The sequence below is a fragment of the Chitinophaga terrae (ex Kim and Jung 2007) genome (assembly GCF_900107795.1).
Lineage (GTDB): Bacteria > Bacteroidota > Bacteroidia > Chitinophagales > Chitinophagaceae > Chitinophaga > Chitinophaga terrae.
Genome location: NZ_FNRL01000058.1, coordinates 1 through 5,750, shown reverse-complemented (window position 1 = coordinate 5,750; position 5,750 = coordinate 1). Strand labels below are relative to the sequence as shown.

The 5,750-nt window shown below is 35.4% G+C and carries 5 protein-coding genes; 2 read left to right on the top strand and 3 right to left on the bottom strand.

The window, feature by feature from the left end:
• Positions 1-374: 374 nt before the first annotated feature.
• From BLV62_RS28225 to BLV62_RS27915, 3 genes are all read right to left on the bottom strand, one after another.
• A complete protein-coding gene (locus BLV62_RS28225; protein WP_139170430.1) occupies positions 375-593 on the bottom strand; it encodes a hypothetical protein in 219 nt (72 codons plus the stop codon).
• A 12-nt stretch (positions 594-605) separates the two neighbouring features.
• Complete coding sequence (locus tag BLV62_RS27920; protein WP_089766351.1) at positions 606-1,892, bottom strand: hypothetical protein; 1,287 nt, start codon at positions 1,890-1,892, stop codon at positions 606-608.
• Between the two features lie 89 nt (positions 1,893-1,981).
• Complete coding sequence (locus BLV62_RS27915) at positions 1,982-2,221, bottom strand: helix-turn-helix transcriptional regulator (protein WP_225889725.1); 240 nt, start codon at positions 2,219-2,221, stop codon at positions 1,982-1,984.
• Between the two features lie 100 nt (positions 2,222-2,321).
• Between BLV62_RS27915 and BLV62_RS27910 the strand changes: the two genes are divergently transcribed.
• Positions 2,322-3,197 (top strand): hypothetical protein, encoded by an 876-nt coding sequence (locus tag BLV62_RS27910; RefSeq protein ID WP_089766348.1) that lies wholly within the window; start codon positions 2,322-2,324, stop codon positions 3,195-3,197.
• 1,013 nt (positions 3,198-4,210) lie between these two features.
• Positions 4,211-5,665: a recombinase family protein gene (locus tag BLV62_RS27900; RefSeq protein WP_089766344.1), complete on the top strand. Its 1,455-nt coding sequence runs from the start codon at positions 4,211-4,213 to the stop codon at positions 5,663-5,665.
• Positions 5,666-5,750: the final 85 nt, after the last annotated feature.

The following is a 5,750-nucleotide window of genomic DNA, read 5'->3' as shown; positions in this document are numbered from 1 at the left end:
TTCCCTGCCTACTATGACCTCGGCTGACTCCCTGTAAAAAAAACAGGGCCTCCCAGGGTAAGTGTTATCGCTTTCCATCCATGTAGCCGCTGCATTTACGTTGTTACAATCTGTGTAGTATCGGGTTTTTGTTTCTTATGCAACATCACCCTTGTAACCCCGCCTTGTATACAGTTTCTGTTCGTCGGCCCGGATGTTTGCCGCCAGCTTCCTTCAGATTCCACTTTACAGTGGACACCCTTGCTATTGGCTAATGCTTCCTACTACAAAGCGCATTCGGGACTTGCACCCTAGAGATATAACACATGCCTGGCACACATAAAAAAAGCATACCTAAAAGATATGCTTAAAATATATAAAAATATTTAAATCTGTTATTGGTGAGGTTGCGAAAGCTGACTTTCTACCATTTTAACTAATTTATCAGAAATTTTATCTGCTATCTGTTTAATCTCAACAGAAGATAAACTTTGGTTATCTGTAATAGTGCTTGCAATATCATCATGAATGATAGCTTCGGATTCATTGGGTTCTATCATTGAGATGCTATAATCTGGCAAAAAACTATAGTTCATATAAAGGTGATTAGCCATGACGATAACGTTTTAATATTTTTTAAAAAAATGATGGTTTAATTCAGCGTTGAAGTAGTGCTTTCGCTTAATCCATACAAATCCATCGCCTTTGGTAATAATTGCAACATCTACCGGCCCGCCTACGCTTTCGGGCGCAAAGGTAAATCTTCTTTTTAAATAAGTAAGATATATCAAACTTTCTGCCATTTCCGCCAAGTCCTCCTTTGAAAGAGTACTAACAGCTCCCATTACTTGGTCAATATAGTGTTTTTTCGTTTCCTGACCAATTAATTTATGTAAAGTTGAAGTCAGTCCATTGGCGTCGATTCCCCTGATTCTATTTGCCAGATTGGGGTCTGATTGCTCTACCATTTGGGCAATTGACGCATTATTTTTGGTTATAAAGTCTTCAAACTGTTGAAAATAAATCTGGTTAAGTGCGGGGTCAATTCCACCCAGAATTGTATTAATCACATCAGTTTGAGCAAAAGGGCGTATTGCACTAACCTGTTGATGGTCAATGATTGCTTTACTCTTTTCATCATCAAAATATCTAAGCCGATTATTTATTGCAAACGAAACATTAACGGAAAATAATCTGGGAAAAATCTCACTATCCCCGTATCCGGTAAATACCAAGCCAGAATAGAAATTATATAAATCTTTTGATTTCAATACAATAAATATCAATTCTTTAAGTGATGGCAAAATAGCAGCGGGGTCTATGATTAGGCCATTTTGTAGGAAGACTTGATTAATAGCATTAGGTAGACCAGTAAACCCAAACTGATCATATTCCTGTTGACTAAAATCTACAAACTCTGTGCAAAAATCTGTATTTCGCCTATACTTATCTAATAGCAGATTGATTTTCTGAATTAATGCGTTTGATAGGATATTTTGTAAGTCGTTAACCCTACCCTGAATCTGTTGCTGATTTTCTTTTATTGTGGAATCGGCGAGAAGGTGTAAAAAGTTACATATAAAATAATACAAAATCATTTTCTGCTGATTTACATCGCAGAAAAAGTTCTTCCTATGCAAAAATGCAATAAAATCATTTTTATATTCTTCTAATGTGTCAAAACCAGTATCTCCTAACTCTGCTCTATACAGCTTTATGATCACCTCCCACGAAGTTCCCATAAACTCCCCCTGATTGTAAATCATTAATCCAACTGGTCTACTCTTAGATAAAGTAAATATCTTGTTCGCCCTATTAAAAATCTTGGGGCCTTTAGGACCAGTTACAGTTACTGCGCTGTCAGTTGCTATTGCGGCAGCTGACTTATTAATAATTCCTATTACCGCCGTCATGACACTTTTGGGTTTAGTTAATAGATATAGAGAAATCTTTGGATGTCAACAGCAATAAATATAAGAAAAATATTAGTATAGGTTTCCCATTATAGTGGTAAATCTGGCAAAAAATCCTTCGGAGAACATTCAAATATCTTAGCCAATTCATTAATATGATTAAGGTTATATTTAGCTCTATACTTAGGATTTTCTACATCCCCTATAAAACCTATAGATACGTCAATCATATAGGCTAAGTCCTTCTGCGAATAGCCTTTTTCAATCCTTTTCTCCTTCACCTTATCAATCACATACTGTTCTATAGCTGTATGTAGTGGATTAGCCATTTTTATAATATGGTTTAATCCACAAAGAATCATTCTCTGAAAAAATATTTCACACGTACAGGTGTGTGTATTATCTTTGTTTATCTAAAACCCGTTACTTATGGAGAAAGAGTTATCCCTAGAGCTGGACTTTGCAAAGCTAAGTCTGGTAGGAAATCGTTTTGCCGAAGCACAAGATCAATACAGTTCAATCCTAAAGGTATCCCCCAGTAATCCTGTTGCTTGGTTGGGGCTGGGATTCTCAAAATATGGTCTTTTGCTTGAAGGAACTGCTACTTTAATGGAAGTTTTTTATTGTTTTGATAGAGCGAAGCAAACAACAGATGACGTAGAAGTTCATCTTTCAATTGAAGATGCCGTATTGAATAAAAGTATGGAGGTAGTAAAAAATCTTCTCATTGAGTGCAAAACTTTATTAAAACTGAATGAACAGGCCAGTTCACAAATGACCTTGAACATGGCTGCTGGCGTTGTTTCAGCTATAGCTGGTGGTATTGCCTCGGGCTCCAAAAGTAGTAATTCTTCAATGTATGGGAGTTTAGCAGCATTGGGAGGAACAGCAATCTCTTATTCAGGATACAGTAAAGCAAAGACACTGAAGTTGACAACGGAGGAACAGGTAGACAGTATCAAAGAGTCTGTTAAACAAATAGGGGAACGTCTGGAAGGCTTTGTTACAGGTAGGGTTGGAGAGCTAGAATCAGTCAAGGCTATGATTGAAAATATGAAAAGCATCACCAAGCCCAGAATATCCGCGCCACAACAAATTCATTCTCCCGACCATGTTGAGGATATAACCGAAGAAGAAAGGAAATGGTATAATAACCAGTGGACTGTTATATTCTGGATGTTTGCATTTTTCCCTGCTGGTTTATATGGCCTTTCAAAGTCTAATTATAAAGGAGGAATAATACTAAAAGTATTTCTGATAATTGTGGGGTTAATTATATTGGTCTACTTATCTGAAGAAAAATAAGTAATCTGAAAGCCGTTATACAATTAGCGGCTTTTTTTATTCACTTTTTCAAGGTGTATTAATAATCAAAATCATACATTATCTCCAAGTGTATAATTAATAAAAATAATACACTGATGCCGACTGAAACGCAAAGCCATAGCGGTTCTACGTTCTATAAAAAACAAATTTCTGAACATATTTTTTCGAAAAAAAAGTTTCAAAAAAAATCGTTGCGAATTTCGTTTTTATTTCACAAGTCTTCATCTTTATAAAAATCAAAACAAAAATGAATTTTATAAAAAGATGCATGAAAAAAATTAGAAGCAAGTCATGACTTTAGCGGTTTCCAGCGCCATCATGAAGCTCAATTTCCCAAAGGATGGAAACAATTGGATACTCAAAGTCAAAAAAAGCTAGAAGTAATTATAGACTATCTCAATTCAAAAAAAATGAAGGAGATAACTATTAAAATAGATGGCTCGACAATTAAGACAGGATATGCAATTGAAAAAGATAGATCGTTTGACAGTAACGCAAGAATATCAGACTACTTGAAGCCCGATGTAAAAATCTCCTTAATCCATACGAGAAGTGGCATTTTCGGGAGAAAGGAACTCATTTTTTAAACAATAAATAAACAATTTATGATGGTGAAACCGATTACGAATCCTTTTAAAAACAGGTGTGATCAATATTTGAAGGAGGTTAATGACAGTTAAAGAACTTAAAGAATTTTTCAAAAAAAGAAAGATTTACCTATCTATTTCTGAAGCGGAAATTCTGCTAGAACTTCTCAATACACTCTCTCAAATAGAATACGAAACACAGACTGGTATGTTCACCTCTTGACCAACCTTAAAAACTGGTTAGGGGAAACTTATTTCAAACCGACTTTAAAAACAGTTTTCATTTGACATGGAAAAAACATCTTCAAAAAACAAAGCACCTCCTTCTAAATGCTTAAAGGAGGATAAACTTAAACGAAACTATAATAATTATAACACTAACGTAAAACAACTAAAGTAAAAAACATGCAGAATGCAATTATATATACCCGCGTGTCTACAGACGAACAGGCGGCATTTGGATACAGCTTAGAGCATCAATTAGAAACACTCGAAAAATACTGTACTATTAACAAGATCAATGTAATTAAACACTATCAAGAAGATTATTCTGGCAAAGACTTTAATCGGCCTGAATGGAACAAACTGATGGGCTTTATTAAGGAAAATAAAGGGCTGGTAAACACAATTCTATTCACTAAATGGGATAGATTCACCAGAGATATACACGATACATTCACCGTAATATCTCATTTGCAAAAACTCGGCGTTTCGGTAAACTCAATTGAACAGCCGCTTGATCTATCCAATCCTGATAATATTGTCATGCTTAGCTTTTATGTTTCAATAGGTCATGCAGAAAGGTTAAAAATCGGGATAAGGACTAAAGATGGCATGAGAGCCATGAGAAAACAGGGAAAATGGGCTGGTACAGCTCCTTTTGGCTATAAATACCACCGTGAGGATGCCCGTAATTCAACGTTGGTTAAAGATGATGAAAAATCCGGATTTATAGTTGATGCTTTTAAAATCTATGCCACTGGCCTATACTCTATTCCGGAAGTCCAAAAAATGGTTACTTTAAAGCACAATCTAAAGAGAAGTCTTACTAAGCAAGCATTTATCAATATTCTGAAGAACAAGGTTTATGCTGGTTATATAAAAATTTCAGCCACTCCAAACGAAGACGAACACTATGCTAAGGCTTTATTTGAGCCGTTAATTGATGAAGATTTGTATAATAAAGTGCAGCAGATCATGAAGGGGCGTAAACGAACAAAAAATGTGCGCTATCAAGATCAACGGCATCCATTGAGGGGATTTCTAAAATGTCCGGAATGCCTTAGGAACATGACTTCCAGTGCAGTTAAAGGAAAGAGATTTGCATATTATCAATGCCAGCACGGACATAGGCGTTATAATGCCCTTGTCGCAAACGAGCAATTCGAAAATTTGTTATCGCAGACGTTTGACATTGATGACAACATTATTACCTGCTATCAAAATATTCTGGAAAAAACTTTTGATAGAAACGGAGCTAATGTAAAAAGCCAAATAAAGAAACTTAATGCACAAATTGAGGATTACAAGCAGAAGCTGGAAAATAAAGAAGATGATTACATAAATGAGCGGCTCCCAGCAGAAGCGTATTATAGTGTGAGAAAAAAGCTAAATAATCACATAAATGAGTTGATCAACCAGAAAACCATATTAGAAGGCAACCAGAAGTACCAATTCAGGAACTATCTGGCAAAAACAACCACTCTTTTAAGAAACTTATCTGGTGTTTATACAAAAAGTGATGTCGATGTAAAACGAAAAATACTAGGTGTTATTTTGGAAGATAAACTGGTTTTTGAGAATAATACTTATCAAACTCCAAAGTTCACCCCGGCTGTTGACGTTTTGCTGAGACTGTAAAATAAACTGTGTCAAAGGCTAAAAAAACAAGACCTTTAACACAGTTTTTTTTTATGGAACAACAAGAAAAATTTGACTACGAAGA

Excerpts from the sequence above, each read along its gene's own strand:
- BLV62_RS28225 (WP_139170430.1), bottom strand. The coding sequence starts at position 593 with ATGGCTAATCACCTTTATATGAACTATAGTTTTTTGCCAGATTATAGC.
- BLV62_RS27910 (WP_089766348.1), top strand. The coding sequence starts at position 2,322 with ATGGAGAAAGAGTTATCCCTAGAGCTGGACTTTGCAAAGCTAAGTCTG.
- BLV62_RS27920 (WP_089766351.1), bottom strand. The coding sequence starts at position 1,892 with ATGACGGCGGTAATAGGAATTATTAATAAGTCAGCTGCCGCAATAGCA.
- BLV62_RS27915 (WP_225889725.1), bottom strand. The coding sequence starts at position 2,221 with ATGGCTAATCCACTACATACAGCTATAGAACAGTATGTGATTGATAAG.
- BLV62_RS27900 (WP_089766344.1), top strand. The coding sequence starts at position 4,211 with ATGCAGAATGCAATTATATATACCCGCGTGTCTACAGACGAACAGGCG.